Origin of the sequence: Shewanella baltica, from assembly GCF_900456975.1 — a bacterium.
Taxonomy (GTDB): Bacteria; Pseudomonadota; Gammaproteobacteria; order Enterobacterales; family Shewanellaceae; genus Shewanella; species Shewanella baltica.
The window spans coordinates 3,064,017-3,088,577 of the sequence record NZ_UGYM01000002.1 but is presented as its reverse complement, the minus strand read 5'-3'; the positions used below and the strand labels follow the sequence as shown (position 1 = coordinate 3,088,577).

Sequence of the window (24,561 nt, the reverse complement as noted above, 5' to 3'; positions counted from 1 at the left end):
GTTGTAATATTCATATTGTGAATGAGTGGTTTCCCTTATGCCGACACAAAAGCCGTTAGATTTAAACTTATTGCGAGTGTTTATGGTGGTTTACCGTACTCGTTCATTCACGCAAGCGGCTGAAGAGTTGGACTTAACTCAGTCTTCAGTCAGTAACGCGATCAGTCGATTCAGGGTATGGGTCGGGGAGTCACTGTTTAATCGGGTGGGGAGGGGAATTGAACCGACGGCGGTGGCGCGGGAAATGTATCGTAAGTTTGAGCAGCCAATGGCGGATATCGAAACCGTATTGTTGGGATTTGAGCATTTTGATCCAAAGTGCAGTCAGCGACGCTTCTATGTATATGCCAATGAGTCGGTTATCGAAGCGCTGCAAACTGGTGTGCAGGCGTTATTACAGGATGCGGATATTGAAGTGATTTTCCGAGAATCACCGCCACAGGAGGCTGATTTATATCGTGATATCTTGCTTGAGCGAGTCGCTGTGGCGATAGACATTAAACCCGCGCAGCAAAGTTTGCTCTCGAGCAAATTACTCTTCACCGAAACCTTAGTGTGTATCGTCAGTCGGCAGCATCCTCGGATTCAAGGCGCCATTACCCATGGGCAGTATTTTGAGGAGAAACACGTCTTTTTGAATATGCGGCGTTTTAATCTTACTGCGGGGGATTTGTTTACCGAAGGCGTCTTGCCTAGACGCAAGATGTATAGTGAGCAGTCATCGTTATTGAGTATGTTTGCTACCGTCGGCAAAAGTGAGGCGATAGGCATAGCGCCTTTGCGATACGCCAGTCAGTACGCCGAGTTGTTCGGCATCCAAATTTTACCTATGCCACTGAAAACAAGACCCATTGATTTGTATATGGTGTGGAGCAGTAAATACACTCAAAACCCGAGCCATCAATGGCTGCGAGGCTTATTGCTTGATGCCAGTGCGAGCACTGTAAATGAAAAAGCTCTGAATCTTGCTAGCAGCTAGGCTAGCGATTCAGAGCTTAGTTTCGGTTTTTAACCTTAGTTTTTTCTTAGTTCTAAACCTTAGTTCGTAATTTGATACTCGAACGAACGTTAATTACTGCCTTGCGAGTCTGTGGCTTTCGCCAGGTTGCTCGAAGTCACTGCGATACGGGTTGATATCTAAACCGCCGCGGCGCGTATAGCGGGCGTAAACGGTCAATTTAGTGCAATGACAGAAACGCTTCAAATCGACAAAAATCCGCTCGACACATTGCTCGTGGAACTCGTTATGTTGGCGGAAAGAAATCAAATAGCGCAGTAGTTTCTCGCGATCGATTTTAGGCCCTTGATAACGGATCATCACGCTGCCCCAGTCGGGTTGCGAAGTGATCAAACAGTTGGATTTCAGCAGGTTTGAATTAAGCGTTTCCGCGACCGTTTGCTTATCGTCCGTGCTGTTTTCCAAGTAATCAGGATTAAAACTATAATCGCTGACTTCAATATCGAGATCGTCAATACACGTGCCTGGTAACTCGATAATACGCTGAATGCCAAAGCTTTTTGGTTCGATGATTTTAACGCTAATATCACCTTGAGCACATTGGCTTAAGTCTGCGACTAAGGTCTTTTGCAGTGAATCTATGCTATCGAACTTGGTTTGATTAAAGCTATTGAGATACAGTTTGAACGATTTCGACTCAATCAGGTTCAGGCTTTCATAGCTTAAATGAAATTCAGCTATGGCCACCATAGGCTTACCTTTAGCATTTAACCAAGACAGCTCATAACCCGTCCAGATATCGGCACCATGAAACGGTAACGTCCCAGTGAGTGCAATAGCATTACGGTTTAGTGAGCGTGGAACCCCTTGCAGCAGCGACGCATCATACTCGGCTTGATAGTCTGTGGCTTTACCTAAAGTCAGGCCAACAAGCGCTTGCGCATCACTATAGGGATCGTGATTCTGTGTCATCAATACTGTTTCCATGTCAAAATAGGCGCACATTATACCTGAAATTGGATTGTGCTTAAGTGTCTTGTCTGCTCGCACTCGATAAATTTTTGCAAAACTATCATCAAGCTTACCTAACGAGTTTAGGTGAACTACCGCGTTATTACCCACAGGGTGAGCCTTCTGTGTGTATTCAAGGCGAATTTCATGCTGATCTTGATCAAGCGGTTTCTTGGCAGCCGGTGAAACGCGAAGTCGAAGGCAGTTTTGCCAATGTTGAGCATGCGCTTGAGTTGACTTTGTGGCCGGAAATTAATCATTTTTACGGTCTGTATTTTTCTGCGCCGTTATTGTTCGACTCAAAATGGGGCACGGGTGAGTTACTGCAAGTGTGGAATGAGGATGATTTTACCTGCCTGCAGCAAAATCTGATTGGTCATCTGATGATGAAGAAAAAGCTCAAGCAGCCACCGACGTGGTTCATTGGCCTATTAGATGAGGGCGATAAAATGCTCACCATCAATAACAGTGATGGCAGCGTGTGGATTGAAATCCCTGGTGAAGTGCAATCAGAGCAATTAGCCTCGAGTTTGACTGCGTTTATCGAAGCAATATCGCCACGGATAGCACCGCCCGTTAAACATGAAGAACTGCCGATGCCCGCATTAGAACATCCGGGGATTTTTGCCAGCTTTAAACGTATGTGGCAAAACCTCTTTGGTAAACGCTAGTTGGTGGGAGCTGGGCTCTTTATCTTGCTGCGAGCTCTTAGCCTTCAACCACGTTTAGTCAGAGTGTTAACGCTCAACCACACTTAGTTTGAGCGGAACATTCAACCTAAGCATGGCTTATCTTAGGTTGAGGTCTTTGGCGGGATAAAATGATGTTACTGATGATCCCAAGACAGATTTGATACTATGCGGCAAGGCTCGCAGCGAAAGTGGAACATATCCAATAAAGGTTCATCGAGTTTCCAATCATGACTGCCACAACGTGGGCAAGGTCGGGCTTTTTCTGAGGCCAAATCTTGGCCGCCGACGCGGTATAAGTAGTAATAGGTAGGGATTTTAGTGAGATATTCGATACGGCCGCGTAAATCCCAACCTCTACGAAATAAATCACTGTCTGGACTCGATAATTCCTCAAGTGCGGCAAATTCTGCTTTGGTGGCCGCCGCCATTTGTAGCTCGTCACAGGCTTGCCATTCGCTCTGCCAACGGATAATGCGTTTGTGATCGCCATTAAAGGTTGCTGGGAGTCGATATAAAGGAATGGGCAATAGATTATCGCCGCTGCGCAGGGGCGAGCACATGTGCACAAAGCTGGTATAGAGCAGTTGCCAGCTGGGTGTGTCGGTATTGCTGACCTCAGAATTAATGTCCTGACCGATAAACTTTTCCCGCGGCGCGAGTAGTTTGGCTTCGGTTAATTCTGCTAAGGCTTTTTTGACCCAAGGGCTGTGATATTTATGCGCTAAACTGCTTTTCTCTGGCATCAGTAAACGCACTCTAAACTCACCGTCATTAAAGGCGACCGCAAATTCTCGCCCTAAGATTTGGCCATTAGCTCGATAGGCTTCAAGGAGCTGATTAATGGCTTTTTCGGCGGCAGAGATAGTGGTGTCGGCGAAGCATTCGAAGCGTAGTTCAGTGACAAACATTAAGCGGTTTTTCCTTGGGATTCTAATAAGTTGATGCGTTGTTTTAGTTCAAGCAGTTCATTTTTTAATTGCATTATTTCTGCTTTTTGCTGCTCAGCATGACGTTCAAAATATGCCTGTTGTATCTGCAGGCGATCGGCAAGCAGCGCAAGCGTCAAGGTATCGTTAGTTGCAGCGGCTTCGATTGTCGGGCTGATGGCTTGTAACTCGGCTAAACGCTCGCGATCCGCCTTAGGCATAGATTTAAATTGCTGCAAGCCTTGGATCAATATCGGTAAAGGTAGGCTGCTACCTAAACGGTTTTTTATTAAGGCAAGGCTCGGTACTTTACCGCAGGCTTCGAGCGAACGTGCAGCCGCTAATACTTGGTCAAGTGGACTCATAATTAGCAAAATTCCTTAATTTGTTGAATGATTTAAACTAATCTCAAAAGGTTGCGTAAGTTTTTCCATTTAAAAACAGTGTTTTGTCATTTGGCATCTATTTTGCTTATTGTCCTGCCTAAATCGCTTTTTCAAGCAAAAATAATAATCACACAGGATGTCACATGATTAACCATAAATTGAATAACAAACTTATCGCCATCACTTTTTTAGGGCTTGCAAGCTTAGGTCTTAGCGGCTGTGTGGTCAATGTCGGTGATGGCGAATCGGGTTGGGATAGCAGCGAATCATGGGAGAAAGTGCAGGATAAAAACCGCACTAACTTAACCAAACTGAGTTTAGGGATGCCCAAAGACCAAGTGATGATCTTAATGGGCACCGCTGATTTTAGTGAAGCCTACATTCAACAAAGTGTTCAACAAGGTGAATCGAATAAAGAAGTCTTAGTGTTGTTTTATCGTACCCAGCGCAATAATGGCGATGGAAAGACCACTAAGGACGAATGCACACCTATCGTGCTGAGCAACAATGCCTTAGTGGGTTGGGGTGAAACGGCTTACAGTAAAATTTAACCCGCGAGTTTTATAGCTTACGTAGCTGAGTATCGAGTTGCTCAATGGGCTCAGTCCAGAGGGCATCAGCTTCTAGGCCTTCGATGATAAAGCTCTTTTGAGCTGGGGTCCAAAAGGGCGCTTGGCTTAGATGGATGTGATGGTCGATATCATGGGTTGCAATAAATTGCGCTATGGCTTCATCGCTACTGTCTAAACCGAGTTGCTCGAATAAGTGGCTTAGGTCTACTGGAGTTGTATCCATCATTGTTTCCTTTTCAGTATAGTGCCTTCGTTTAGAGTAAGCGCCTGATTGAAAAATGCAATCTATGATTAAAATTTGCACTTTTCCGTTTCCTTGGTAAATTAATTGTTACTCATAAAAAGTGTGAGCTAAGTCAAGGAATACTAATAATGGACAATGAAACCTTGGAAGACTGCCGTGCAGTCTATTTGACCGCGGAAGACTTACGCATCGCCGCCTCTATCCTCTATAACGCTTACCATGATGACCCTTTTTTTGTCGATTCACTTTTTACCTCAGATAAAGCCGCTTACGAGCAAAAACTGCGCGCCGCGATCCGCGAAGAACTCAATACGTTATGGCAACAAAAACAAGCACTCATAGGTTTGTTCGACCATGAAAGACTGGTTGGTTTAGCCTGTGTGGTAACGCAAGAAGTGCCTTTGGGAGAAGGGCGTTACTGGCATTGGCGCTTAAAGATGTTGTTAGGTACGGGCTGGCAATCGACCCAAGCGTTGATGAAAAAAGAGTCCAGTATTGTCGAACTCTTACCCAGTAAGCACTGCGGTATTTTGCAGTTTATCGCCCTTGCACCGAACGAGCAGCATAAAGGACTCGGACATAAGTTAGTGCAAGCGGTAGTGAGTTGGTGTGATGAGCAGCCGGATCTGGATGGCATTGGTGTGTTTGTCGCCCAGGAGAGCCATCTGCAATTATTTACCCAGCATGACTTTGTCTCTTTAGGCGAGCTCAATATCGGCAGTGTCCATGGTCAGTTATTATTCTATTCGGTTCAACAAGATGACTCACTCTTATAAACGGTTCGCCGATTTCTATCCTTTCTATTTATCCCAACACCAGCACCCGATTTGCCGGCAATTACACTTTGTTGGCAGTAGCTTAGTCCTGCTGCTGATTGGCATTGCCTTGGTTTCACAAGCCTGGTGGCTATGTTGGTTTATTCCGGTCGTTGGCTACGGTTTTGCGTGGGTGGGACACTTAGTATTCGAGAAGAATCGACCTGCGACATTTCAGTATCCCTTTTACAGTTTGATGGCTGATTGGGTGATGTTTGCTCAGATGATCAGCGGCTTTTTTAAGCGTTAAAAAAGCCGTCCGAGTGAGATGCCCATGCCCGTGTGAGAGATCGCTTACAAACGCTGTAGGACATAATGTTTTCTTTTTGATTGTTTTTTGTTCTCTTGCGTTTAATTTTAAATAGAATCATTAACTTGTGTTTATTTGCCTTATGTTTGACCGTAATTTCTTTTGTAGTCCGTTCTTTGAGCCGAACAAAAAAGTCATGGTTAACGTAGAATTCACTCATGGCCAAAGCAAATGGATAGCAAGGAAAGCGAAACAGGCCAAAGGGACGCAAGAAGCAACGAATTAAGATTTCAAGGTTGAAATCGCTGACGGTAGGAAAACTGTCATTCGCCTAGGATAGGCTAAGGAAAAGCAGGATTGCTTTTCAAGGATGATTAGAGACAGTGAGTCGTATCGTCAGGATGATGAATTTCAGGAAGAATACAGGACACGCTTAAGGATTAAGCATGAACTCGAGACAGGATGTGTCGAGACAAGGATAAAGTATAAGGGTGAACAGCTTGTACTACTCTATGGAAGACAAATTTTTGCAGGATGCAATAGGAAAAAGTCATAGGAAGTGACAGGCTCTGTAAAATGGATTTACAGGTCAAAGGACTGAGTGTTATCTCACGCAAGTTTGATACACAGGTACGAAAAGGGATTACAGGGACGACGCAGGACGCAAGCAGACGCATGGATGGTGCAGGGAGCACAAATCGAGCAGGACGGCTTACAAAGGATAAATGGGGCGCACTTTAGTTGCGCCCTTTTCTTTGGTTCATTTTCAGTATTAATCTCGCTTTGCCAAGCTATAACGCTATTCACATTGACTTTATCTTAACTCTGCTTAAAGACTTATCACCGTAAAGCATGTTTACCAGTCTTACTTCTCTTATTGCCCAATAATTTACTCTCTGTGTGCTGGTCATGCGCGAATGAACTTTGAGCGATAGCGGTTTATGCATAAGTCCTCAGGGGAGACATCTAGCGTTTTGCTTACTTTTGATTCGAATTGCCATCCTCCGTGTAAGAGATCTCTTACAAGTATGTAAGTAATTTGTAGGTTCAAAGGGTGGTCATGTCTTGGGGTTGGTTATTATTTATATTTATATCAGTCAGTTAGTCTATTTTTCATCAGTTAAACTCACTATTTTCGTTAACATTTTAAATAATCCGCAATGAGTACTTTCGTTGGTTGGCGTAGAATTCATCTTGTAGAAGGAATTACGGGCAACAGGATGTTGGCGATCAGGATGATCGAACAGTGACTAAGGAATGTGACTTAAGGAATAGGGATATAGGCCTTTCAGGATGAAAGATAGCCAATACCAAGGAAGGGAGACTATCAAGGATTGATAGACTCATTGCATAGGATGGCAATGGCACAGGGAGTGCAATTGAATGGATGCAATACCCGTTTCATGGATGATGATGGAACCGCTCAGGAAAGAGCAAGCTTGGGACTGGATGACCAAGAGATAGGGAAGTACATGAGTACAAGGACCTCAAGGATTGAGCAGGGATGAAGCAGGACGCAGATTGACGCATGGATGGTGCAGGGAGCACAAAAATAGCGGGATAGCTTAACAGAGAATAGGAGGGCGTGGCTTTAGGGCCGCGCCCTTTCTTTTTTTATTTTTACAGCGAGTTATTTTGCAGCACCAGAGAATGACTGATTATTCTCTATTCTGGCGAACAGCTTATTTGGCATCTCATCTATAGTCGATAATACTTAATGACACTTGCCTGAGCTACAGCCGCTTTGCGTACCACAACCGCCAAATTTCCCCTGTGCTGTCGGCGCTTCTTGCCATTCGGGCTCTGGGAAGATAGGCCATTCTATTTTTTGAATTTTCTTACCTTGCATCCAAATATGGCCACTGTACTGGTTAATGCCGTCAGTGCTGAATTCAAATAAATATTTCGCTTTCCAACAAATCCCTGTGGTGCCGCCAATACTTGGGCGCGCGGTTTCCATTGCTATGGCTAACAGTTGCACTTTTTGTCGCCAACATTCTTTTTTGGCAAAAATGCGGCTCAACTCTGCCATTTGGCGTAACTGCCAAAAAAATGCGGCAATCACGACGAGGCCAATAATTAACAGTAAATCTGACATCATTTGCTTGCTGCCTTAAACAAACCACCTATGGCTTGTGATAGTTGAACGCTTCGATTGGGGTTTCTTAATTCGCCTAGTAGTTGATTGCGCAAACTAGGGATAGCCACAATATCAGCAAAGACCTGATTAAAAAAGGCTTGGGGCTGCAGTGCTAGGGCTTCTAAGTAAAGACTGCGACTTGAATCTTGTTTTAATATCGACCAGTTACGCCCGGCAATGCTGATGAGGGCATTGGTATCTAAAGAGGCTTGGCCGTGAAGATGTTCGAACGCTTGTTGGCTGTGTTTGGCGCTAGAAGCCAAAGCCCGAAGGAAATAGGCTTGGTGTTCTGGGGCTGCATCTTGAAGTTTTGCGAGAATTTTATCGGCGAGCGTGTCGCTAATCAGTAAGTGCTCAAGACACTGACATAGGGCGATTTGCACTTCGATGGCGGCAGTATCAAAACTCGATACTAAGTGCTGCTCATGATCAAATTCATTTGCGCGCGCGCACACATCGGCTATGCCTTGCATCCCAATATGTTGCCATTGAGCTGGGGCAACTTGGCCTGACAGGTACTGCACGGCAAATTCGTATTGCGATGACGCGCGTTGGCCGAGTTGTTTACGAACAAGCGCGTTGAATACGGCGAGTTTTTCCTGGCTTGGCTTGAAGTTAAACGGATTATTCGCGAGTCGTTCTTGCTGCTCATCACTGAGTGGTTGAGTGGGATCTTGCCCTAATGCCGCTAATATCATTTCGATAAATTGTGAGCGCGGTGCAGGCGACAGTAATCCTTGCTCATCTAAGGCCAGTTTTAGAAACCAAATAAAGTGTTGCTGACTTGCATCCCAAAAGACGATAGCAAACTGCGCATGTCCTTGAATGGGGTAAGGATAAGGGGTAGACAGAGATTCTATTTGGTGAAACGCGAGCATATCAATATGTTGCACCCTACGGCCAAGATCATACACTTGGAACTGGGTTTTGGCTGTGGTTAAAAACTGGCTTAAAGTTGTAATTTCAGTCATTTGGCTGCCATATCAATCAAAGAGGCTCAATAAATTGGCGCCATTATAGGGGGAAGTGCGTCTGGATGGTATGATTGCGGCACTTTAATCGACCTATTCGGCCTGTGGATTGTGGCAAGTTCCTCAATCACAATGGCTAACATGAGAATGGATCTGAAAGCTATGTTATACAGTCAAACCCAAGCTAAATTGGCTCAGATTGCCCAAGCGCTGCAAGCGGCCGAGTTGTGGTCTAAGCAAGCGCCTTCTGCCGCTGCAATGGGAAGCACAGCGCCTTTTGCCTGTGATCTTATGCCCCTTGAGCAGTGGTTGCAGTTTATTTTACTGCCTAGAATGCAGACTTTAATCGAAACGGGTGCGCCATTGCCGACGCAAATTGCGATAGCCCCTATGGCTGAACATGTTTGGCAGGATATGCCCCCGCGCCAAGCTCTGATTGGCGTATTGAATGAATTGGATATGTTGTTAAATGAATCAAGATGATATCTGGCTTGAAACGCCTGAAAATGCACTGAATGCATCCCAAGAGGATGATTCAGAAGAGCAGGCGCCTGAGATTGAAATTCTTTATGAAGATGATCACTTAGTGGCAATTCATAAACCTGCAGGCTTATTGGTCCACCGCAGTTATTTAGCGCGTCGGGAGCGATTTTTTGCCATGCAGCTGACCCGCGACTTAGTGGGCTGTCATGTGTTCCCCGTACATCGTCTCGACAGGCCGACATCTGGCGTGCTTTTGTTTGCCAAGAGCAGTGAAGTAGCCAATGCACTGTGTGAGCAATTTGCTTCCCATACGATTGAAAAGCAATATTTGGCTTTAGTGCGCGGTAATATGCATGAGAGTGGCATTTTAGACTATGCGCTTAAGGTTGAGTTGGATGAGTTGGGCGATAAGAATGCCGATCCTAACAAAGCCGCGCAGGAAGCTGTGACGGCTTATGAGCCATTACTCAATACTGAAATTCCGTATCCGTCAGGCCGATATCCCACTAGCCGATTTGCACTGGTACGCTTGAGCCCTAAAACGGGGCGCAAGCATCAGCTCAGAAGACACATGGCGCATTTACGTCACCCCATAGTTGGTGATACCACCCATGGTGACGGTAAGCAAAATGCGTTTTTTCGCGAGCATTTTGGCATTAATCGCCTGTGGCTTATCGCGAAAAAGCTCAGCTTCACCCATCCTGTCACTCAAGTTCGACTCAGCATAGAAACCGAGCTCGAGCCTGAGTGGGAAACCGTGTTTGCTGAGCTAGGTTGGGACGAGGCGACCTTAAGTCAACAGGCTGAGTTGTTAATCGCCACGGATGAAATACCAGCTGGAAATGCGTAACTCATGACCTTAACTCAGACAATCTCAACTGAGACAATCTGGACATAATTGGCCGTCAGCCAAGTGAGTGGCATCAAAAGTCATTCGCTTGGCTTGGTTATTGACACTAAGCAATCGAATCAAAGTTGTTGAACCCATAACGGTCGAATCAACACTGTTTCATCAAAATGAGTCTTGCGGTTGTTAGTCGAGGCGTTGCGGAGTTTGTGCAGTTTGCGGACGCAGTTCTTGCATCATCACGGCTAAGGTTGAGAATCCAGAGGTAGACACAAGTGGTGATGTGAGATTTTGCTGGGCGGAGTGGAAATAGTTTTTACGTCGAATATGGGTTGTTTTGTGGTGTTGCTTGAGGTGTTTTTGGCGGGTGGACTGTCGCATCAGATGTTTCCTCATGCTCAATGACTTGATTTATAAAAATTTTGCGCCTTAGCTTGCCCATCCGCTGAACAATAAAGTAAGGTCAGCCTAATAAGGTTTGCAACGCAATGTGGAGTGTATCATGAAAAAGGTGAATCTGGTGTTTGGCACTGTCTATGGTAGTGCACAATTTGCCGCCGAAACCCTAGAGAAAGAAATGCAAGTTTTAGGTTATGATGTAACATTGTGGCAACCGAATGGCGTCGCCAGCTTTATTCCTCCGCAGGATGAATTGTTAGTCGTGGTGACTTCTACGACGGGCCAAGGGGACTTACCCGAAGATATTCAGCTTTGGTATCATAATCTTAAAAATCTTGCGCCCTATTTGCCCGAGCTTAACTACAGTGTGATCGCACTGGGTGATTCAAGTTATGAAACTTTCTGCGGCGCCGGTAGGGCTGTTGATGTGCTCTTGAGTGAGCTTGGCGCTAAACCCCTTGTAGAATTATTAGAAATTGATGCCTGTGAAACCATGGAACCTGAGGTTGAAGCGATAAAATGGCTAGAACGCTGGAATCAAGTCGTCAAAACCGAGCTCGTCGCTTAGGCAGTTTCGTTACTCAGCAGTGGTTTAAATTTGCCCAGCGCTTAAGCCAAGCGCTGCTTATTCCTATTGCCATTTTACCTGCCGCTGGGGTCATGCTCGGCCTCACCGTTAGTCCTATTCCTTTTATGCCCGAAGAGCTGACAGTGTTGATGTTGGCGGTGGGCAAGCTCATTTTCGCCATCATGCCGATGTTATTTGCCGTGGCGGTCGCTATTGGCTTTTGCCGCGATCAAGGCATTGCCGCCTTTACGGCGGTGTTTGGTTATGGGGTGATGACGGCGACATTAGCCGCGCTAGCTGATTTGTATCGACTCCCAACCCAGCCTCTATTGGGAATGGATACCTTAGATACTGGGATTGCGGGCGGCATGATGCTCGGCAGCATTACTTGTCTTGCGGTGCGCTGGAGTCAATATATACGCTTGCCTGCGATTTTCTCCTTCTTTGAGGGACGCCGCAGTGCATCTTTGTTGATCATTCCCCTAGCGATGGGCTTAGGTTATGTGCTCGCCCATGTGTGGCCACCCTTAGCGCTATTGATTGAGCGGGTATCTGACTGGGCGGTTTATCAAAAACCGGCTATCGCCTTTGGCGTGTATGGCGCATTAGAGCGGTTACTTATTCCCCTTGGCTTACACCATATTTGGAATGCACCTTTCTATTTAGAAGTGGGCCAATATCAGTTATTAGGGCACGAAGTCGTTCGTGGCGAGGTAGCGCGTTATTTAGCGGGCGATCCGCAGGCGGGAAACCTTGCCGGTGGTTACCTGATTAAAATGTGGGGATTACCTGCGGCGGCGCTGGCAATGTGGCGCTGCGCCGATCCCTCTGAGCGCAATCGCGTGGCGGGCATTATGCTCTCGGCGGGGGCGGCCAGTTGGTTAACTGGGGTGACTGAACCTATTGAATTTGCCTTTATGTTTGTGGCGCCAATCCTATTTATTATTCACGCCTTACTCACTGGGCTCGCTTACTTTATTTGTATCATGCTCGATATTCACCACAGCATAGTGTTCTCCCAAGGGCTGGTGGACTTTACGCTGTTATTTCCATTGTCCCGTAATGCCAGCTGGTTTATTTTCCTCGGGCCTTTGACCGCCATCATATATTACCTTTTGTTTAGGTTGAGTATTTTAGCCTTTAATTTGAAAACACCCGGCAGGCTTGAGCATAACGACAGTGACAGTAAAGGACCTAAAGAAAGTTTACGGGCGATTATTGCGGCGCTTGGTGGGCGTGACAATATTGTTGAGCTGAATGCCTGTTTGACTCGGTTACGCTTGAGCGTACATAAGCCAGAGTTAGTCAATAATGTGCGTTTAAGTCAGTTGGGCGCTAAGGGCGTAATTGTGATGGGCAAAGGTGTGCAGGTGGTTTATGGCACTAAGGCCGAAACCTTGCGTAAGGTATTGCAGCGTTACTTAGATACTCGCCGCTAGGATTGTATTTTTACAAAATTAACTGCTTAATTTTTACATTTTATTGATTCAAGCCTCTGAAATGTCATTTTTATTTTCGCATTATAGGATTTTCATGCTGTTCAGCACGATTTGCTATGGCAAACTCGATGTAGGGACAATATAGGAGATCCAACTTTGCAACAAATGACCGAAACTCGCGGTAATACTTCGCCATCCATAGAACGTAAAATCTTACTGACGGATTGCGCCGATGCCCAAGGCCTTATCGCCAAAATCACCAGTGTTTGTTTTACCCATAAACTGAACATCATTAAAAACAGTGAGTTTGTGGATAATGCCCAAGGGCGTTTCTTTATGCGAACTGAGTTAGAGGGCATTTTTAACAGCGAACAGTTATTGCAGGATCTGCGCGACGTGCTGCCTGCTAAGAATCACATGACCTTGGTCAGCGCTGGCAAGAAACGCATTGTGGTGTTAGTGACGAAAGAAGCGCACTGTTTAGGCGATCTGTTGATGAAAGCCTATTACGGTGGTTTAAGTGTCGAGATTGCCGCTGTGGTGGGCAACCATGATGCGCTGCGCGAACTGGCTGAAAAATTTAACATTCCCTTTCATCTGGTGAGTCACGAAGGCCTAGACCGAATTCAACACGAGCAAGCACTGTTGGCTGCGGTATCCCAATACGAACCCGATTATTTAGTCTTGGCTAAGTACATGCGGGTATTAACGCCTGATTTTGTGGCGCAATATCCTAATCGTATCATCAACATTCACCATTCTTTCTTACCTGCTTTTATTGGCGCAGCACCCTATCGTCAGGCTTGGGAGCGCGGGGTGAAAATTATCGGTGCGACGGCGCATTTTGTGAATAATTGCCTCGATGAGGGGCCGATCATTAAGCAAGACGTTATTCCCGTTGATCACAGTTATAGCGCCTTAGAAATGGCGCGTGCAGGGCGCGATGTTGAAAAGAGTGTGCTGAGCAAAGCGCTGCAGTTAGTGCTTAACGAGCAAGTGGTCGTGTACGGCAATAAAACGATCGTCTTCTAAAGCGTAGGCCGTCGCGCTAAGGTAATGACAAGCGTAGCGATAACATGACATTCAGCTAAGCCTATTTTAATCCGCGTATGTCATGGGATCAGCTATCATTATGTTTATTGGAGATTTTATAGTGCTCACATTCGGGCGAATATCACGCTAAAGCGTGTCGCCCATGCTCTAATCAAAGACTGGAGTGCTGGATGTCAACTAGTCAAAGCCTTATCGTTGGAATGAAAGACTTGCCCGATAGTTTGAATTTGTCTTGGGCACAGCTTGATGAGCAATTTCGCGTGCTACGGATGAGCCAAGCCTTTTACAGCCGTTGCAAACGCTCGGCGGCGCAAATCATTAATCAACCTATTAGCCAACTGTTTAGTGCCTTTAATGCCGAGTTGTGCGCCGATATCGTGAGGCGACGTGGGCAAGAGATAGGTTTTCAATTACAAGACCATAGAGGTATACGTGTGCATCTCGCGCTGCATTCCTTGCCTGAAATGGGATGGTATTTGATTCTATCCGACATCAATTTTGAAGATCCGCAGATGAAGGAGCTGCATTCGGATTATCGCCGAGCGATTCAAGCCAGCGATGCTTGGCTGCAACACATTGAAGATGTGATTAAATCCTCCCAAGAAGAAGTGTTTAAAGTTGCCGTCTCCAAGGCGATGTCGCTCACGGGCAGTCGATATGGCTTTATTCTGCTGCATAACGAAAAGTTAAAAACACTCACGCTCGCGGCACGTTCAGACTATCCTCCCGCCGAGGCGAATCAAGCCGATTTCATCGAAGATAATACCCAAGTGTCTGAACTTGAAAGCCGCATATGGCTTGAATGCGTGCGAGATTATAAGCCGATTATCCAAAATCAAACCGACTCCCAAAGGCGCTTAGGGGATCTGCCCTTAGATAAACTGTTACTTGCAGGGCGTTATTTGGCGGTGCCGATTTTGTTTCGCAGCCGCTTGGTCGGCATAGTGTGCGTGGTCGACCGTAACGAGCCCTATAGTCGCAATGATGCAAGATCATTACTCACCTTCGCCAGCATCCTATGGCACACCATCGAACTGCCGCGCACATTACGGGCTGTCTCTCGCCAGTCCAAAATCATTAAATCGCAAAAAGAGCAGTTATCTCAGTCGTTAACCCAGCTTATTAGTGCCATTTCTGAGGCATTGGAACTAAAAGATGCCTATACCGCAGGGCATCAAAAGTCGGTGGCGCAATTAAGTTATTTGATTAGTGAGAAATTAGGCTTAGATCCACTGCGTCTCGAAGGACTGAAAATTGGTGCCTTAGTCCATGATATCGGCAAGTTGGCCATTCCATCGCAGATCTTGACCAAACCTTCGAAGCTTTCGAAAGAAGAATACGCATTAATACAGACCCATCCACTCCATGGCGCTGAAATTATTGAGGATGTGGAGTTTCCATGGCCCATTAAAGAGATGATTTTACAGCATCATGAGCGGCTCGATGGCTCGGGCTATCCTGCGGGTTTAAAGGATAAAGCCATTCTCTATGAGGCGAAAATTATTGCCGTAGCCGATGTTGCCGATTCGATATTATCCCACAGGCCCTATCGTCCATCTTTGGGGCTGGAGAAAATGACCGAAGTGCTGCGTGCAGGCAAAGGGACTCTTTTTGATCCTGAGATAGTCGAAACCTGTTTAGATATTTTGATTAATCGTGAGTTGAGTATTAGCGACCATATCGGCGCTGCGCCGCTTGAACCTCTAGTAACGATTTCCCTCGACCATGAGTTAGTCGACGTTAAGCGTTTGCTTACCGCCGCTCACGCTAAGGTGGCCGTGGTATTGGATGAACAACATAAGATACTCGGCGTGATCACCAGCCACTTACTGGAACATTGGTTTAGCCCATTACTTGGCACTGCAGCTGAGCGTGAGCAGGATAGGGCATCACTGCATAAAAAAGCCCATCAGATCATGCAGCATTCGGTGCCTATTATCAGTGAGGTGGCCACGTCGGAAGATGCCTTATTGCAGTTGAATCTTTTGGACTCAGAATATCTTGTGGTGGTGAACAAAGCGCAGCAGCCATTGGGGATTATCGGCTGGCGGGCCATCGCCATGACGAGAAATGCATTTCGTGAAGTCGAACGCTTGATTTAAGTGCTTTATTAAACACTTTATTTTCAAGCCTGATAATGACAGCGCAACTGTAGGCTAAATTATTACCGACAATAAAAAAGATGCCCTCGGGCATCTTTTTTATGGAACTCATGTTATCGAACGAATACTGTTAATCAACAATACGTAGTAATTCGTTGATACCCACTTTACCGCGGGTTTTTGCATCCACTTTCTTAACGATAATGGCGGCATAGAGGCTGTACTTGCCACAGGCAGAGGGCAGATTGCCAGAAACGACAACGGAACCTGCTGGTACACGACCGTAATGCACTTCACCAGTTTCGCGATCATAAATTCGAGTGCTTTGGCCGATATACACGCCCATAGAAATCACTGAGCCTTCTTCAACCACAACGCCTTCAACAATCTCAGAACGTGCACCGATAAAGCAGTTATCTTCGATGATGGTTGGGCCCGCTTGTAATGGCTCAAGTACGCCACCAATACCTACGCCGCCAGATAAATGCACATTTTTACCGATTTGTGCACATGAGCCAACGGTCGCCCAAGTATCAACCATAGTGCCTTCATCTACATAGGCACCTAAGTTCACATAAGATGGCATCAACACGGTATTTTTACCTATGAATGAGCCTTTACGCACTGTAGCCGAAGGCACCACGCGAATGGCTTCCGCTTTAAAGCGAGCTTCATCATATTCGGCAAATTTTAACGGCACTTTGTCGAAGTATTTGGTTTCGGCGCCATCAATAACCACGTTATCGAAAATACGGAAGGACAGTAATACCGCCTTTTTCAGCCACTGGTGTACATGCCATTGTCCGTCGATTTTCTCGGCGACACGGACTTCACCTTTGTCGAGCATATTGATGACATTTTGCACATCGTCACGCACGCTGGCGTCAACTGTGCTTGGCGTGATGTCGGCGCGAGCTTCAAAAGCCGCCTCAATACGTTGGCGTAAAGCCTCCATTTACTTCTCCCACTGGTCTCGTTAATTAACTGATTCGATATTCTTTGCACTCAAGGCACTGATTAAAGCGTCCCTGAGGGTATTCTCTTGGGTTTCGTTAAGCTGCAGGCCATCGTTGGTTTGCAGCATAAAAAAGTCTTCGGCTCGCTCACCAATGGTGGTGATCTTGGCCGCGAGTAACGTCGTGTTGCAACGGTAAAAGATATCCCCGACTTTTGCCAGTAATCCTGGCGAATCTAAGGCGATAAGCTCCATCATACTTGTACCATGACGACTGCTTTCGAGGAAACTCACTTGTGTCGGAACATTAAAAGGTTTCATCTTGCGCGACAGTTTTCTAAAGCGTGGCAGTTTTGGACTGTCGCTCGACAGGGCTTTTTCGAGCGCCTTACGGATACTTTGAATACGTGACAGCTGGCTAACGGGCGCGCCATCTTGCTCTAAGATCACAAAGGTATCGAGGGCATAATTATCTTTTGACGTCATGATGTTGGCATCATGGACGTTGATATTTTTATTGTCGAGTACCGCCATCACAGTTGCGAACAATTTAGGTCTGTCTTGGCAATAGACAAAAAGCTCAGTGCCACCACGGGTGGTGTGTTTGGACACTAAGACTAAGGGCTCATCCTGTTGTTTATGCTTTAAAATCGCTTCGGCGTGCCACGCGACTTGATTGGGCTGGTGGCGTAAAAAGTAATCTGCCTTAAAACGTTGCCACAGGGTATCGAGATCTTTCTCTTTTAGTCCACGGCGCAGCAGCTCTTTTTTCGCCTTGGCTTGGTATTCACGTACTCTGGCACGAATGTCGACGGGTTTTTCTTTACCGCGGGCGAGCACCCTTTGGGTTGAAAAGTACAAGTCGCGCAGCAGTGAGCCTTTCCAGTTGTTCCAGGTTTTTTCGTTGGTGGCGCAGATATCGGCGACGGTTAAGCAGTACAGATAGCTCAAATGCACGGCATCGCGGACTTTATTTGCAAAATCGGCCACCACATCGGGATCGGAAATATCGCGGCGCTGGGCGGTGACAGACATCACCAGATGATTCTCAACTAGCCAAGCGACTAAACGACCATCGTGATCGTTTAACCCGTGTAGCTTACAAAAGGCGAGGGCGTCGGCGCCGCCAAGTTTACTGTGATCGCCACCGCGGCCTTTGGCGATATCGTGGAAGATAGCGCCTAATACCAGTAAGCCCTTTTTCGGCAGTTGGTTGATGAGAATCGAGCCTAAGGGAAATTCTTCTTTTTGTTCGGCTTGAGAAAAACGCTCAATATTGAGCAGCAATCTGTGGGTATGTTCATCGACTGTGTAGGCGTGGAACAGGTCAAACTGCATCTGACCTTCAATGTTTCGCCATGCGGGTAAATAGGCCGATAACACGCCGTGTTTGTGCATTAAAGACAAGGCAACAATGCCGCGAGGATGGCGCAAAATTTCCATAAAGGCTTGGCGGCAAAGCGGGTTTTCTTGCAAGGCTTGCGGCTGGGCGCGTCTTGCTCGGCGCAGTGAACGCAGCGTTGGCGCGTAAATACCTTTAATATTGGAGTTTTTAGCGACTAACAAAAACAGCCGTACAATTTCTTCGCCGCTATCGAACAGATCATCACTGAGCGCTTCGATAAAGGTGCCGCGGCGCTGGTAGTGTTTGTCTATCGATTGAATTTCTAAGGCTTTTGTGTGCCCCAGCGTTGCGCGCTTAAAGAGCTGCAACAGCATTTCGTTCAGCTCCATCACTCGGCGCACCGTGCGATAGTAGCGCTTCATCATCTGCTCAACGGCAAGCTGGGTGGCGTCTTCATAACCCATAAGTTCGGCAACTTGGCGCTGCACATCAAACAGTAAGCGATTTTCATCGCGACCGACCACCATGTGCAGGGCAAAGCGTAGCTTCCATAAAAAGTGCTGACATTCGAGCAGCTCTTCTAATTCACCGGGCTCTAAAAAGTCGTATTGAACTAATTCTTCGAGGCGAGCGGCGCCAAAGTGACGCATGGCCACCCAAGCAATGGTTTGAATATCCCTAAGTCCGCCGGGACAACTCTTGATATTGGGTTCTAAATCGAAGGCACTGGCTCTGGCATGGCGGGCATTTTGTTCGTCACGCTTAGCGATAAAGAAGTCGCTTGAGGTCCAAAAGTCACTCTGACGAATGGCATCGTAAAGTTGGTCGAATAAAAACTCGGGCCCTTCGAGCAGTCGTGCCTCTAACAGGTTAGTGGCTATGGTGATGTCTTCACGGCCGAGAGTAATAGTGTCGTTTAACGTACGGACACTGTGGCCGATTTCGAGATTGGCATCCCACAGAAAGGCAATAAACTGACTGAGTGCCGCTTCTGCGGCGGGTGACAAGATATCATTAAACAGGAACAGCAAGTCGACATCTGAATGGGGATGCAGCTCACCACGGCCATAGCCGCCTACGGCAATCAGGGAAATATCAAATTCCCTTAGACCGTGCTGTTCCCAAGCTTGCTTTACAAGGGCATCGACAAATTGACAGCGCTGCGTGACTAGCTCTTCAATTGGGGTTTTAGCCTTGAAACTGGCTAAAAGAGTCTGATTCTGTTCGATTAATGATTGTTTAGCGAGCAGAGCTATATTCATCGAGTCCCTTGTTTTTATTTTTGTTGGTTTGGCCTATCGCTCGTGATTGATGATGCGTGGGAAATCTTCATCCTCACGCAGGGTCAGTACTTCAACCCCTTTTTCAGTCACAAGTAGGGTGTGTTCCCACTGGGCAGAATTTTTACCATCGGAGGTGGTAACCGTCCACTTATCATCGCGATCGAGTATGGTCGTGTGGCGACCGGCATTGATCATAGGTTCAATAGTGAAACACATGCCTGGGCGTAATACTGTGTTATCGCCGTTGCGGTAATGCATGACCTGAGGTTCCTCATGGAAACCCGAGCCAATACCGTGGCCACAATAATCTTGCACGATGGAATATTTCTCAAGGCCTGTTTTGCTTGCTTTGATGAATTTTTCGATAGTATTGCCAATTTCACCCAGTTTTAGGCCCGGACGCACCTTACGAATGGCCAAATACAGGCTTTCTTGTGCGATGCGGCACAGACGTTTGTCCTTCGCGCTCACTTCACCGATTAAAAACATCTGCGAAGTATCGCCGTGATAACCGTCTTTAATCACTGTGATGTCGATATTGAGGATATCGCCTTCTTTCAATGGTGGGTTGTCGTTTGGAATACCGTGGCAAATTACATGGTTTACAGAAGTGCAAATGGACTTAGGAAAACCATGATAGTTAAGCGGCGCCGAAATCGCACCTTGCTCTTCGGTATATTTGGCGCAGAGGTCATTGAGTTCATTGGTGGTTACGCCCGGCTTAACATGCGGAGCGATCATTTCTAATACCTGTGCGGCAAGTTTGCCCGCAGCACGCATTTTTTCAATTTCTTCAGCTGTCTTGATGACTATACTCATTGCGTTTTCTCTTGTGTCTTTAATGTCTGTTGGCCACGCAACCTAATGCAAAAATTTGTGCTTTAGGGCTATTTATGGTATAAAGCGCGCCGTTATGTTTAAGTCTTGATGAATTGTCCTAGCCAGCTTTTGCTCTGCTTAGATACTTGCAAGACTAAAGATGGCGGCCATTATACATGGCTATTTGTCTAAATACTAAATCACACACGTGTCGACACATTCTTCGGGGTGCCCTCAGTTATCAATTGCGGGGTCGAAGACATGGGATGCGTGGAGGTCTAACCCCCTAAATTTTAAGGTAATAGAAATGACTACAGTTTCAATGCGCGATATGCTTCAGGCCGGTGTCCACTTCGGTCACCAAACCCGTTACTGGAACCCAAAAATGAAGCCATTCATTTTCGGTGCTCGCAACGGTGTTCACATCATCAACCTTGAGCATACAGTGCCAATGTTCAATGAAGCGCTGGCTTTCATCAGCAACGTAGCTTCAAAGAAAGGTAAAGTATTATTCGTTGGTACTAAACGTGCTGCTGGCGAAGCGATCAAAGAATCTGCTCTGTCTTGTGATCAGTTTTATGTTGATCACCGCTGGTTAGGCGGTATGTTGACTAACTGGAAAACTGTTCGTCAGTCAATCAAACGTCTGAAAGAACTAGAAAGCCAATCAGTTGACGGTACTTTCGACAAGCTGACCAAGAAAGAAGCGCTGATGCGTACTCGTGAGCTTGAAAAGCTGGAAAAATCTTTAGGTGGTATTAAAAACATGGGCGGCCTGCCAGACGTATTATTCGTCATCGGTGCTGACCATGAGCATATCGCTATTAAAGAAGCTAACAACCTGGGTATCCCTGTTGTTGCAGTTGTTGATACTAACTCTGCGCCAGATGGTGTTAACTACATCGTTCCTGGTAACGACGACGCTATGCGTGCTATCCGCCTGTACACTTCTTCTGTTGCTGCTGCTGCAAAAGCTGGCCGTGGTCAAGATTTGGCTGTTCAAGCTGAGCAAGACGGTTTCGTAGAAGCCGAATAATAATAAGGCGCGATGATTATCATCACCCTTATTAACCAAGATTTTTGATTGGTTAACAGGGGCCATTCGGCCCCTGTTTTATATCTGCAAATTAGTCGATTTTTTATAGAGGATTTAACAATGGCAATTACTGCTGCCCAAGTTAAAGAACTGCGCGACCGTACTGGCGCAGGCATGATGGATTGTAAAAACGCTCTGACAGAAACTAACGGCGACATGGAGTTAGCAATTGACAACATGCGTAAGTCTGGTGCTGCTAAAGCTGCTAAAAAAGCGGGTAACATCGCTGCTGACGGTACAATTCTGATCAAGAATGGCGAAGGTTTCGCTGCGCTGTTAGAAGTTAACTGTCAAACTGACTTCGTTGCTAAAGATTCAAACTTCTTAGCATTCGCGAACGCAGTATTAGATGCCGCTGCTGCATCTAAAGTGACGCTTGAAGATTTAAAAGCACAGTTCGAAGACGCACGCGTTGCGTTAGTAACTAAAATCGGTGAAAACATCAACATTCGTCGTGTTGAGTACATCGATGGTGCAAACTTATCTTCATACCGTCACGGTGAGCGCATTGGTGTTGTTGTAGCCGGTGAAGCTGACGAAGAAACCTTAAAGCACATCGCAATGCACGTTGCTGCTTCTAAGCCTGAATACGTGAACCCAGAAGATGTTCCTGCAGAAATCGTTGCAAGAGAACAAGCTCTGCAAATCGAAATGTCAATGAACGAAGGCAAATCGGCAGAGATCGCTGAGAAGATGGTTCTTGGTCGTATGAAGAAGTTCACCGGTGAGATTTCTCTGACTGGTCAAGCTTACATCATGGAACCAAAGAAAACTGTTGGCGAAATTCTGAAAGAGAAAGGCGCTAAAGTCACTAACTTCATTCGTTTAGAAGTGGGTGAAGGTATTGAGAAGAAAGAAGAAGATTTCGCAGCTGAAGTTGCTGCTCAAATCGCTGCTTCTAAAAAGGCTTAATCGCCAACGCTAAATACCCCCAAGACCGCGGCAATAGCTGCGGTCTTGTTATGACCAGGATAAAAATTATGAGCACCAATCCAAAACCCGCATTTAGACGCATTCTTCTTAAATTAAGTGGCGAAGCACTGATGGGCGACGAAGGCTTCGGCATCGACCCCAAAGTATTAGATCGCATGGCTCAGGAAGTGAAAGAGCTGGTTGAGCTGGGTATTCAGGTGGGTGTGGTTATTGGTGGTGGTAATCTGTTTCGCGGTGAAGGCCTAGCAAAAGCAGGCATGAACCGTGTGGTGGGCGATCACATGGGTATGCTGGCAACGGTTATGAACGGCTTGGCAATGCGCGACGCCTTGCACCGTGCCTATGTTAATGCCCGTCTGATGTCAGCTATCCCGTTAAAGGGTGTGTGTGACGATTACAATTGGGCTGAAGCGATCAGCTTGCTAAAATCTGGCCGAGTGGTTATTTTTGCTGCCGGTACAGGTAATCCTTTCTGCACGACCGATTCTGCGGCCTGTTTACGCGGCATTGAAATCGAAGCTGAAGTTGTGTTGAAAGGCACTAAAGTCGACGGTGTATACTCCGAAGACCCAATGAAGAACCCAGACGCCGTTAAGTATGATGAAGTGACTTATGCGGAAATTCTGGAAAAAGAATTAAAAGTAATGGACTTAGCAGCCTTTACTATGGCGCGTGATCACGACATGCCTATTTTAGTCTTCAACATGAACAAGCCTGGCGCTCTACGCCGCGTTATCATGGGTGAAGAAGAAGGCACGCTGATCAGAGCGAAAAAAGTTATTTAATGACCAAGAAGGACATTTAACGTGATTGAGAACATTAAGAAAGATGCGCAAGAACGCATGGGTAAATGTGTAGACGCAACTAAAAACCAAATGGCAAAAGTGCGTACCGGTCGTGCCCACCCAAGCCTGCTTGATTCAATTCAAGTGTCTTACTACGGTACTATGACACCACTGAACCAAGTGGCTAACGTGGGTGTTGAAGATTCTCGCACCCTGTCTGTGACTGTATTCGATCGTAGTGCTATCCAAGCCGTTGAAAAGGCCATTATGAGCTCAGATTTAGGTCTGAACCCTATGTCTGCAGGCGCAACATTACGTATTCCATTACCAGCGCTGACTGAAGAACGTCGTAAAGACTTCATCAAAGTCGTGCGTAACGAAGCTGAAAACGGTCGTATCGCCATCCGTAACGTACGTCGTGATGCCATTTCTGAAGTGAAGAAGCTTGAGAAAGCCAAAGCTTGTACTGAAGATGATGTTCGTCGCAGCGAAGAAGAAGTACAAAAGTTCACCGATGCTCACATTAAAAAGATTGATGAGATTTTAGCGGCCAAAGAAATTGAGTTGATGGAAGTATAATCTCAAGTTCGATAAGCTAGAGTTGATGCGCCGTGTAGGGGTATACTACACGGCGTTTGTCTATTTTAAAGGGCTGTATTAGATGTCATCCACAGTGGAACTTGATCCGCACCCTAGGACGAGTGAGAGTGATTTACACACTCAAACGACCTTGCCGGGACAATTACCCGAACTCGTGAAACAGTCGTTACCTAAGCATGTTGCCATTATCATGGATGGCAATGGGCGCTGGGCACAAACCCAAGGTAAACCACGAGTGTTGGGACATAAGGCCGGTGTTAAAGCCGTTAGAAGAGCCGTAAGCACGGCAAGCCAATTGGGCATTGAATCGCTAACTTTATTTGCATTTTCTAGCGAGAATTGGCGAAGACCCGATAAAGAAGTCAGCTTGCTGATGGAATTGTTTTTTACCGTATTACAGCGCGAAATTAAATTGCTGCATAAGAATCAGGTTAAGCTGAAGATTATTGGTGATATCAGCCGTTTTTCGGCGCGATTACAGAAGCAAATTGCAGCTGCGCAAGAGAAGACATCAGGCAATACTGGCTTGGTTCTGAATGTTGCCGCTAACTATGGTGGCCGTTGGGACATACTTCAAGCAGCCCAAAAATTAGCGGAAAAGGTCGAAACTGGCGAAATGACCAGCAGTCAGTTCACCGAAGAAGCCTTAAGTGCACATTTGTGCATGCAAAATCAGAGTGAAGTTGATTTAATGATCCGCACGGGCGGGGACTGTCGCATCAGCAATTTTGTGCTGTGGCAGGCGGCCTATGCAGAATTGGTGTTTACCGACACCCTTTGGCCTGATTTCGATGAACAGGCTTTTCATGAAGCGATTGCCATTTTTGCAAGTCGCCAGCGCCGCTTTGGTTTGACTGGAAGTCAGATTGATGAGATGCGTACATTGTAA

Annotated in this window: 26 protein-coding genes; 16 read left to right on the top strand and 10 right to left on the bottom strand. The window is 46.3% G+C overall.

The features are described 5' to 3' along the window. The first annotated feature begins 37 nt into the window (after window positions 1-37). Window positions 38-979 (top strand): LysR family transcriptional regulator, encoded by a 942-nt coding sequence (locus DYH48_RS14070; protein WP_115335145.1) that lies wholly within the window; start codon window positions 38-40, stop codon window positions 977-979. A gap of 93 nt (window positions 980-1,072) precedes the next feature. Here the strand turns inward: DYH48_RS14070 and queF are convergent, their stop codons facing one another. Continuing rightward, a complete protein-coding gene (gene queF / locus DYH48_RS14065; protein ID WP_006080957.1) occupies window positions 1,073-1,930 on the bottom strand; it encodes an NADPH-dependent 7-cyano-7-deazaguanine reductase QueF in 858 nt (285 codons plus the stop codon). A 59-nt stretch (window positions 1,931-1,989) separates the two neighbouring features. Here queF and syd point away from each other — a divergent pair, with 59 nt between their 5' ends. Next, the gene (gene syd / locus DYH48_RS14060) at window positions 1,990-2,640 is read left to right on the top strand and encodes a SecY-interacting protein (RefSeq protein WP_115335144.1); all 651 of its coding nucleotides are present in this window, start codon (window positions 1,990-1,992) and stop codon (window positions 2,638-2,640) included. Between the two features lie 155 nt (window positions 2,641-2,795). Here the strand turns inward: syd and DYH48_RS14055 are convergent, their stop codons facing one another. Then, window positions 2,796-3,569 (bottom strand): Zn-ribbon-containing protein, encoded by a 774-nt coding sequence (locus DYH48_RS14055; protein ID WP_006080959.1) that lies wholly within the window; start codon window positions 3,567-3,569, stop codon window positions 2,796-2,798. Then, on the bottom strand, window positions 3,569-3,952 hold the full coding sequence (locus tag DYH48_RS14050; RefSeq protein WP_115335143.1) for a hypothetical protein: 384 nt from the start codon (window positions 3,950-3,952) through the stop codon (window positions 3,569-3,571). The genes DYH48_RS14055 and DYH48_RS14050 overlap by 1 nt, the downstream gene beginning before the upstream one ends. 164 nt (window positions 3,953-4,116) lie before the next feature. On the opposite strand from DYH48_RS14050, the gene DYH48_RS14045 reads away from it, so the two are divergent. Beyond that, complete coding sequence (locus tag DYH48_RS14045) at window positions 4,117-4,524, top strand: DUF3192 domain-containing protein (protein ID WP_115335142.1); 408 nt, start codon at window positions 4,117-4,119, stop codon at window positions 4,522-4,524. A 10-nt stretch (window positions 4,525-4,534) separates the two neighbouring features. On the opposite strand, the gene DYH48_RS14040 is transcribed toward DYH48_RS14045, so the two are convergent. Then, entirely contained in the window at window positions 4,535-4,768 is a 234-nt protein-coding gene (locus DYH48_RS14040) for a DUF2789 domain-containing protein (RefSeq protein WP_012588139.1), read from the bottom strand. Window positions 4,769-4,917: 149 nt separating this feature from the next. Here DYH48_RS14040 and DYH48_RS14035 point away from each other — a divergent pair, with 149 nt between their 5' ends. After that, window positions 4,918-5,565: a GNAT family N-acetyltransferase gene (locus tag DYH48_RS14035; RefSeq protein ID WP_006085234.1), complete on the top strand. Its 648-nt coding sequence runs from the start codon at window positions 4,918-4,920 to the stop codon at window positions 5,563-5,565. Beyond that, the gene (locus tag DYH48_RS14030) at window positions 5,549-5,854 is read left to right on the top strand and encodes an Mpo1-like protein (protein WP_006085235.1); all 306 of its coding nucleotides are present in this window, start codon (window positions 5,549-5,551) and stop codon (window positions 5,852-5,854) included. The genes DYH48_RS14035 and DYH48_RS14030 overlap by 17 nt, the downstream gene beginning before the upstream one ends. Before the next feature lie 1,714 nt (window positions 5,855-7,568). On the opposite strand, the gene DYH48_RS14015 is transcribed toward DYH48_RS14030, so the two are convergent. Next, on the bottom strand, window positions 7,569-7,955 hold the full coding sequence (locus DYH48_RS14015) for a DUF3301 domain-containing protein (protein ID WP_115335141.1): 387 nt from the start codon (window positions 7,953-7,955) through the stop codon (window positions 7,569-7,571). Beyond that, a complete protein-coding gene (locus tag DYH48_RS14010) occupies window positions 7,952-8,965 on the bottom strand; it encodes a DUF3549 family protein (RefSeq protein WP_115335140.1) in 1,014 nt (337 codons plus the stop codon). Before DYH48_RS14010 ends, DYH48_RS14015 begins: the two co-directional genes overlap by 4 nt. A gap of 162 nt (window positions 8,966-9,127) precedes the next feature. On the opposite strand from DYH48_RS14010, the gene DYH48_RS14005 reads away from it, so the two are divergent. Together DYH48_RS14005 and truC are read left to right on the top strand one after the other, a co-directional pair. Then, window positions 9,128-9,448, top strand: a complete 321-nt coding sequence (locus tag DYH48_RS14005) for a YqcC family protein (protein ID WP_115336139.1) — start codon at window positions 9,128-9,130, stop codon at window positions 9,446-9,448. Beyond that, window positions 9,435-10,298 (top strand): tRNA pseudouridine(65) synthase TruC, encoded by an 864-nt coding sequence (gene truC / locus DYH48_RS14000; protein WP_115335139.1) that lies wholly within the window; start codon window positions 9,435-9,437, stop codon window positions 10,296-10,298. Before DYH48_RS14005 ends, truC begins: the two co-directional genes overlap by 14 nt. 183 nt (window positions 10,299-10,481) lie before the next feature. On the opposite strand, the gene DYH48_RS13995 is transcribed toward truC, so the two are convergent. Then, window positions 10,482-10,676 carry a hypothetical protein gene (locus tag DYH48_RS13995; protein WP_106650014.1) on the bottom strand — a complete coding sequence of 65 codons (195 nt, stop codon included), beginning with the start codon at window positions 10,674-10,676 and terminating at the stop codon, window positions 10,482-10,484. A gap of 121 nt (window positions 10,677-10,797) precedes the next feature. Between DYH48_RS13995 and DYH48_RS13990 the strand changes: the two genes are divergently transcribed. From DYH48_RS13990 to DYH48_RS13975, 4 genes are all read left to right on the top strand, one after another. Beyond that, entirely contained in the window at window positions 10,798-11,262 is a 465-nt protein-coding gene (locus DYH48_RS13990; protein ID WP_115335138.1) for a flavodoxin, read from the top strand. Further along, window positions 11,214-12,701 carry a PTS transporter subunit EIIC gene (locus DYH48_RS13985; protein ID WP_115335137.1) on the top strand — a complete coding sequence of 496 codons (1,488 nt, stop codon included), beginning with the start codon at window positions 11,214-11,216 and terminating at the stop codon, window positions 12,699-12,701. Before DYH48_RS13990 ends, DYH48_RS13985 begins: the two co-directional genes overlap by 49 nt. Before the next feature lie 165 nt (window positions 12,702-12,866). After that, the gene (gene purU / locus DYH48_RS13980; protein WP_012088721.1) at window positions 12,867-13,733 is read left to right on the top strand and encodes a formyltetrahydrofolate deformylase; all 867 of its coding nucleotides are present in this window, start codon (window positions 12,867-12,869) and stop codon (window positions 13,731-13,733) included. 191 nt (window positions 13,734-13,924) lie between these two features. After that, window positions 13,925-15,856, top strand: coding sequence for an HD domain-containing phosphohydrolase (locus DYH48_RS13975; protein WP_115335136.1), 1,932 nt, complete (start codon window positions 13,925-13,927; stop codon window positions 15,854-15,856). A 130-nt stretch (window positions 15,857-15,986) separates the two neighbouring features. Here the strand turns inward: DYH48_RS13975 and dapD are convergent, their stop codons facing one another. From dapD to map, 3 genes are read right to left on the bottom strand one after another with little or no spacing between them, the layout of a single operon-like run. Next, window positions 15,987-16,811 carry a 2,3,4,5-tetrahydropyridine-2,6-dicarboxylate N-succinyltransferase gene (gene dapD / locus DYH48_RS13970; protein WP_006080976.1) on the bottom strand — a complete coding sequence of 275 codons (825 nt, stop codon included), beginning with the start codon at window positions 16,809-16,811 and terminating at the stop codon, window positions 15,987-15,989. 21 nt (window positions 16,812-16,832) lie between these two features. Next, window positions 16,833-19,418, bottom strand: coding sequence for a bifunctional uridylyltransferase/uridylyl-removing protein GlnD (gene glnD / locus DYH48_RS13965; RefSeq protein ID WP_006080977.1), 2,586 nt, complete (start codon window positions 19,416-19,418; stop codon window positions 16,833-16,835). A 33-nt stretch (window positions 19,419-19,451) separates the two neighbouring features. Then, window positions 19,452-20,282, bottom strand: a complete 831-nt coding sequence (gene map, locus DYH48_RS13960; RefSeq protein ID WP_227257044.1) for a type I methionyl aminopeptidase — start codon at window positions 20,280-20,282, stop codon at window positions 19,452-19,454. 283 nt (window positions 20,283-20,565) lie between these two features. On the opposite strand from map, the gene rpsB reads away from it, so the two are divergent. The 5 genes from rpsB (at window position 20,566) to uppS (ending at window position 24,561) form a co-directional block, all read left to right on the top strand. Then, window positions 20,566-21,294 (top strand): 30S ribosomal protein S2, encoded by a 729-nt coding sequence (gene rpsB, locus DYH48_RS13955; protein ID WP_006080979.1) that lies wholly within the window; start codon window positions 20,566-20,568, stop codon window positions 21,292-21,294. A 120-nt stretch (window positions 21,295-21,414) separates the two neighbouring features. Continuing rightward, complete coding sequence (gene tsf, locus DYH48_RS13950) at window positions 21,415-22,266, top strand: translation elongation factor Ts (protein WP_006085247.1); 852 nt, start codon at window positions 21,415-21,417, stop codon at window positions 22,264-22,266. A 68-nt stretch (window positions 22,267-22,334) separates the two neighbouring features. Next, window positions 22,335-23,072: a UMP kinase gene (pyrH, locus tag DYH48_RS13945; RefSeq protein WP_006080981.1), complete on the top strand. Its 738-nt coding sequence runs from the start codon at window positions 22,335-22,337 to the stop codon at window positions 23,070-23,072. Window positions 23,073-23,093: 21 nt separating this feature from the next. After that, the gene (frr, locus tag DYH48_RS13940) at window positions 23,094-23,651 is read left to right on the top strand and encodes a ribosome recycling factor (RefSeq protein WP_006080982.1); all 558 of its coding nucleotides are present in this window, start codon (window positions 23,094-23,096) and stop codon (window positions 23,649-23,651) included. An 82-nt stretch (window positions 23,652-23,733) separates the two neighbouring features. Next, entirely contained in the window at window positions 23,734-24,561 is an 828-nt protein-coding gene (uppS, locus tag DYH48_RS13935) for a polyprenyl diphosphate synthase (protein WP_115335135.1), read from the top strand.

Bases quoted from the DNA above. Each gene is read 5' to 3' on its own strand.
- pyrH (WP_006080981.1), top strand. From the start codon at position 22,335: ATGAGCACCAATCCAAAACCCGCATTTAGACGCATTCTTCTTAAATTA.
- DYH48_RS14010 (WP_115335140.1), bottom strand. From the start codon at position 8,965: ATGACTGAAATTACAACTTTAAGCCAGTTTTTAACCACAGCCAAAACC.
- purU (WP_012088721.1), top strand. From the start codon at position 12,867: ATGACCGAAACTCGCGGTAATACTTCGCCATCCATAGAACGTAAAATC.
- queF (WP_006080957.1), bottom strand. From the start codon at position 1,930: ATGACACAGAATCACGATCCCTATAGTGATGCGCAAGCGCTTGTTGGC.
- DYH48_RS14005 (WP_115336139.1), top strand. From the start codon at position 9,128: ATGTTATACAGTCAAACCCAAGCTAAATTGGCTCAGATTGCCCAAGCG.
- DYH48_RS14030 (WP_006085235.1), top strand. From the start codon at position 5,549: ATGACTCACTCTTATAAACGGTTCGCCGATTTCTATCCTTTCTATTTA.
- DYH48_RS14015 (WP_115335141.1), bottom strand. From the start codon at position 7,955: ATGATGTCAGATTTACTGTTAATTATTGGCCTCGTCGTGATTGCCGCA.
- DYH48_RS13995 (WP_106650014.1), bottom strand. From the start codon at position 10,676: ATGCGACAGTCCACCCGCCAAAAACACCTCAAGCAACACCACAAAACA.
- DYH48_RS14050 (WP_115335143.1), bottom strand. From the start codon at position 3,952: ATGAGTCCACTTGACCAAGTATTAGCGGCTGCACGTTCGCTCGAAGCC.
- DYH48_RS13990 (WP_115335138.1), top strand. From the start codon at position 10,798: ATGAAAAAGGTGAATCTGGTGTTTGGCACTGTCTATGGTAGTGCACAA.
- rpsB (WP_006080979.1), top strand. From the start codon at position 20,566: ATGACTACAGTTTCAATGCGCGATATGCTTCAGGCCGGTGTCCACTTC.
- truC (WP_115335139.1), top strand. From the start codon at position 9,435: ATGAATCAAGATGATATCTGGCTTGAAACGCCTGAAAATGCACTGAAT.
- DYH48_RS14040 (WP_012588139.1), bottom strand. From the start codon at position 4,768: ATGGATACAACTCCAGTAGACCTAAGCCACTTATTCGAGCAACTCGGT.
- DYH48_RS14055 (WP_006080959.1), bottom strand. From the start codon at position 3,569: ATGTTTGTCACTGAACTACGCTTCGAATGCTTCGCCGACACCACTATC.
- DYH48_RS13985 (WP_115335137.1), top strand. From the start codon at position 11,214: ATGGCTAGAACGCTGGAATCAAGTCGTCAAAACCGAGCTCGTCGCTTA.
- DYH48_RS13975 (WP_115335136.1), top strand. From the start codon at position 13,925: ATGTCAACTAGTCAAAGCCTTATCGTTGGAATGAAAGACTTGCCCGAT.
- DYH48_RS14070 (WP_115335145.1), top strand. From the start codon at position 38: ATGCCGACACAAAAGCCGTTAGATTTAAACTTATTGCGAGTGTTTATG.
- DYH48_RS14045 (WP_115335142.1), top strand. From the start codon at position 4,117: ATGATTAACCATAAATTGAATAACAAACTTATCGCCATCACTTTTTTA.
- dapD (WP_006080976.1), bottom strand. From the start codon at position 16,811: ATGGAGGCTTTACGCCAACGTATTGAGGCGGCTTTTGAAGCTCGCGCC.
- DYH48_RS14035 (WP_006085234.1), top strand. From the start codon at position 4,918: ATGGACAATGAAACCTTGGAAGACTGCCGTGCAGTCTATTTGACCGCG.
- tsf (WP_006085247.1), top strand. From the start codon at position 21,415: ATGGCAATTACTGCTGCCCAAGTTAAAGAACTGCGCGACCGTACTGGC.
- uppS (WP_115335135.1), top strand. From the start codon at position 23,734: ATGTCATCCACAGTGGAACTTGATCCGCACCCTAGGACGAGTGAGAGT.
- glnD (WP_006080977.1), bottom strand. From the start codon at position 19,418: ATGAATATAGCTCTGCTCGCTAAACAATCATTAATCGAACAGAATCAG.